Source organism: Deltaproteobacteria bacterium, from assembly GCA_011375175.1.
Lineage (GTDB): Bacteria > Desulfobacterota > GWC2-55-46 > GWC2-55-46 > DRME01 > DRME01.
On the sequence record DRME01000094.1, the window covers coordinates 1 to 2,609 of the forward strand.

The following is a 2,609-nucleotide window of genomic DNA, read 5'->3' on the forward strand; positions in this document are numbered from 1 at the left end:
GAGCAACTCTCCGGCCACGTCCACGATGGCGATGTTTCGGCGCTGCCCCAGAAAGGCCGTGGTCACGACCCGCACCGGCGAGGTCCTGCCCGCCCCTGTCCGCCCGCCCCGCTGGAGCAGCCTCAGGGCGTAGAAGAAGAGGGCCATGACGCCGAGCACGACACCGAGCATCACCAGCGCCTTGAGCAGGTGGTATGCGTAGGACTCCATCATTTGAGCTGCTTTATCCTCTCCATGGGGCTCACTATGTCGGTGAGCCTGACGCCGAACTTCTCGTTCACCACCACGACCTCGCCGCGCGCTATGAGCTTGCCGTTGACGAGCACCTCCATGGGCTCTCCGGCTATCTTGTCGATCTCTAGGACTGAACCCTGGCCGAGCTGGAGGAGGTCGTTTATGACTATCCTGCTGCGGCCCAGCTCCACCGTCACCGTGACGGGGATGTCCATTATGAGCTCCATGTTGGCGACACTGCCGGTGGACGAATCGGCCAGGCTCTTGAACTCGGCCGGCTGGGCGTCGACGGCCGCCTTGGGGTTGAGTACGGTCTTCTCGCCCGAGCCCGAGCTGTCAGCGGCCTGCTGTTCGGCAAGGGCGGCGCCCCACATATCGTCGAGAGACTGGGAGTTCTCTTCCGCTACCGCCTGTTCCTGGTGACCGGTCTCCTCCATGTTACCCCCTTTCCTTGATCGGCCCCAAGAGCTGAACCGAGTAGTTGCCGTCGGTCACTCCGGGCCGCACGTAGAACTTCGGCACGCCCTCGAGCTTGAGCGTGATGCAGTCCGAGGCCTTGCTGTCGAGCTGAATCACGTCGCCTTCCTGGAGATTGATGACATCGCCCATCCTCAGTTTCACCGAGCCGAGCTCGGCCGTACAGTTGAGCGGCACCTTCCTTACCTGATCGGTGAGCCTCTCCACCCAGCGCTGATCCACCTCGACGGACTCGCCCATGAATCCGCCGAAGAGCTTGTCCTTTATGGGCTCGATCATGAAGTAGGGGAGGCAGAAGGTGAAGTTGTGGCTCAGCGTGTCTATCTCCATCCTGAAGGTGATGACGAGCACCACCTCGGATGGAGACATGATGTTTACGAACTGGGGGTTTATCTCCGCCCTGTCGTACTGGAACTCCACGGGATGGACGGGCTGCCAGACCTTGTTGAGCTCCTTGAAGATTATGAGAACGAGCTTCTTTATGACCATGAGCTCTATCTGGGTGAAGTCCCTGCCCTCCACACGGGTGTGGAAACGTCCGTCGCCGCCGAAGTAGTTGTCCACGAGGAGGAAGGCGAGGTTGGGATCGAGGACGAGTATGCCCTGGCCCTTGAGCGGGGGCAGCCTGAATATGTTGAGGCTCGACGGCACATGGAGGTTCTTGAGAAAGTCGCCGTACTTGGACATCTTGATGCCCTCGGTGTTTATGTCCACCATGCGGTTGAGGAAGTTGAAGAGCGGAGTTCTCAGGCTCCTGGTGAACTTGTCGTTTATCATCTCAAGGGTCGGCATCCTGCCGCGCACGACCCTCTCCATGCTCGTAATGTCGTAGGGCCGTATGCCGTCGACTTCCTCGACCTCCTGGGAGGTCTTTATCTCGCCGTCGGAGAGCCCCTTGAGCAGGGCGTCAACTTCAACCTGTGAGAGTATCTGTTCAGACATGCCGGCCTACCTACTGGATAACGAAGTCGGTGAAGTAGACGGTCCTGACGCCCTCGCCGCCGAGGTGCTGGTTGACGCGCGCCACTATCTCGTCGCGCAGCTTGAACTTGCCCTCGACCGTGCCCACGTCGTCATAGCTCTTGCTGCTGAGCAGTATGATGATCGAGTCCCTTATCTGGGGAAGAAGCTTCTTGAGCTCGGCCTCCTGCTCGGGGCTTGCAAGCTCGATGCTCACGTCCACCTTCAGGTATCTCGTGCCGGCGTTGTCCATGAGATTCACGATAAAGGGCCTCATGTCGTAGACGTTGCCCGACGCCCCGCCGCCGTCGTGACCTCCGCCATGCTCCCCGCCTTCGGAGACCGCGGCGCCTCCATGATCGCCGCCCGCGCCCTCATGGGCGCCGTCGGATCCCGAGAGAAAACTCGTGTAGACGAAGAACCCCCCTCCGCCGAGCACCACCGCCGCAGCGGCGATTATCATCAGCATCTTGCCGCCGCCCTTTTTCTCCTTCTCCTCGCCTTCCTTGCCGTTGGCGGACCCGGCAGCCGCTTGTGCAGCCATCGCTCCATACCTCCTTGTGCGGGACGTAATCGGTTAAGGACAGTAGATTCCGACAGAAGAAACTGCAATTGTCGTGCCAGCACAGCCGTAGAGTGAACGGCCATGGTGTAAAACTCTTTTACATCGGGAAAACAGAAGGTTAGGGACGGAAGCAGGGAGAGGGCGGGGCGATAACGGCGGACACGGATAAGGAGAAATACGTCGAAAGTCAAGGGTTTGAATCGGCCTGCGTCATAATTATGACTGTGGGGAAGACACCAGCGCCAGGACAGCAGGAGACTCTCTTCAATCCGATTAATTGCCCTGAGGGAACCTTTTTGTAAAAAGGTTCCCTCAGACTCCCTCCAAAAACTTTTAATGCGAGTTGGTTTCCCCCTGTTTTGCCAAGCAAAAC

4 protein-coding genes are annotated in these 2,609 nt (G+C 59.1%); all 4 read right to left on the reverse strand.

Annotation, left to right across the window (positions count from 1 at the left end; all coding sequences use genetic code 11):
• Positions 1-213, reverse strand: a 213-nt coding sequence (locus ENJ37_08230; GenBank protein HHL40479.1) for a hypothetical protein, incomplete at its 3' end; no start/stop codon positions are given.
• The gene (gene fliN / locus ENJ37_08235) at positions 210-671 is read right to left on the reverse strand and encodes a flagellar motor switch protein FliN (protein ID HHL40480.1); all 462 of its coding nucleotides are present in this window, start codon (positions 669-671) and stop codon (positions 210-212) included. The genes fliN and ENJ37_08230, both read right to left, overlap by 4 nt.
• Position 672: 1 nt before the next feature.
• The gene (gene fliM, locus ENJ37_08240; protein HHL40481.1) at positions 673-1,653 is read right to left on the reverse strand and encodes a flagellar motor switch protein FliM; all 981 of its coding nucleotides are present in this window, start codon (positions 1,651-1,653) and stop codon (positions 673-675) included.
• A gap of 10 nt (positions 1,654-1,663) precedes the next feature.
• Positions 1,664-2,215, reverse strand: a complete 552-nt coding sequence (locus tag ENJ37_08245; protein ID HHL40482.1) for a flagellar basal body-associated FliL family protein — start codon at positions 2,213-2,215, stop codon at positions 1,664-1,666.
• Positions 2,216-2,609: the final 394 nt, after the last annotated feature.

What these genes read in the sequence shown, in the direction of transcription:
- fliM (HHL40481.1), bottom strand. Translation starts at nt 1,653, where the DNA reads ATGTCTGAACAGATACTCTCACAGGTTGAAGTTGACGCCCTGCTCAAG.
- fliN (HHL40480.1), bottom strand. Translation starts at nt 671, where the DNA reads ATGGAGGAGACCGGTCACCAGGAACAGGCGGTAGCGGAAGAGAACTCC.
- ENJ37_08245 (HHL40482.1), bottom strand. Translation starts at nt 2,215, where the DNA reads ATGGCTGCACAAGCGGCTGCCGGGTCCGCCAACGGCAAGGAAGGCGAG.